General features: G+C 64.8%; 1 protein-coding gene. It reads left to right on the forward strand.

The features are described from left to right. The coding region (locus tag TW83_RS09725; RefSeq protein WP_045982576.1) for an IS66 family transposase at positions 1 to 1,372 on the forward strand (1,372 nt) is incomplete at its 5' end. Positions 1,373 to 1,393 lie beyond the last annotated feature (21 nt).

The raw sequence follows: 1,393 nt of genomic DNA on the forward strand, positions 1-1,393 counted from the left end.
CCGCGCCCATCGGTTCGGGGCATCGTCCGAGACGGTGGAACAGCTTCAGCTTGCCCTCGAGACCAGCGAGATCGCTGCCGCTGCTATGACGGCGCGGATGAAGCTGCCCGACATCGAGGAGAAGGACAAACCCAAGCGCCGTCCGATCCCGGACCACATCTCGCGGATGGAAGTGGAACTGACCCCTAGCTCCGATGCCTGTGCCGATTGCGGCGGCTGCCTGCGCCGGATCGGGGAAGATGTGACGGAAGAGCTGGAATACGTCCCCGGGCGCTTCATCGTGAACCGGATCGTCCGCCCTCGGCTGACCTGCTCGTGCTGCGAACGCTTCGTACAAGCCCCGCTGCCCTCGCGCCCGATCGAGCGCGGTCGCCCGGGGCCGGGCCTCCTCTCCCATGTCTTGGTCAGCAAGTATGCCGACCACTTGCCGCTCTACCGCCAAAGCCAGATCTTCGACCGTGAGGGGCTCGATCTGGATCGCTCCACGCTGGCAGACTGGGTCGGCAAGAGCACGGCCTTGCTGGAGCCCTTGGCTGACGCCATTGGCCGCCACGTCCTGTCGGCCGAAGCGATCTTCGCCGATGACACGCCGGTGCGAATGCTCGCCCCCGGCACCGGCAAGACCCAGACGGCACGCCTCTGGACCTATGCCCGCGACGAACGGCCGTGGGCAGGAACCGCGCCACCGGCGGCTTGGTATCGGTTCTCGGGAGATCGGAAAGGCCAGCACCCCAAGGATCACCTCGCCCGCTTCCGCGGCTGGATGCATGCCGACGGCTATGCCGGATTCGAGGATCTCTACCGCTCCGGCGCCATCCGCGAGGTCGCCTGCATGGCCCATGTCCGGCGCAAGTTCGTCGACATCCACAGGTCGCAAGGCTCCCCGATTGCAGAAGAGGCCATCGGCCGGATAGCTCAACTCTATGCCGTCGAGAAACAGGCCAAAGGGTCGCCACCTGAACGCCGCGCCGAATTGCGACGCGCCCATGCGGCCCCGGTCTTTGACGACCTGGAGCGATGGCTGGCCATGCAACTCACCACGATCTCTGGCAAATCCCCGCTGGCCGCGGCTATCCGATATGCCCTGACCAGAATGGAACGCCTGCGCCCATACCTCGACCACGGCATCCTAGAACTCGACAACAACGCTGCCGAACGTGGCATGCGCGCCGTCGCCCTCGGCCGTAAAAACTACCTCTTTGTCGGCTCCGAGGCAGGCGGCAAGGCCGCCGCCATCGCCTACACCCTAATCGAAACGGCCAAGCTAAATGGTGTCGACCCACAGGCTTGGCTCGCCGACACTCTTACGCGCATCTCGGACTACAAGATCACCAAGATCGATGAACTGCTGCCATGGCACTGGAACGGGTAGCGGTTAGACCGGACGCTTACG

The sequence above is a fragment of the Paracoccus sp. S4493 genome, assembly GCF_000967735.1.
Taxonomy (GTDB): Bacteria; Pseudomonadota; Alphaproteobacteria; order Rhodobacterales; family Rhodobacteraceae; genus Paracoccus; species Paracoccus marcusii.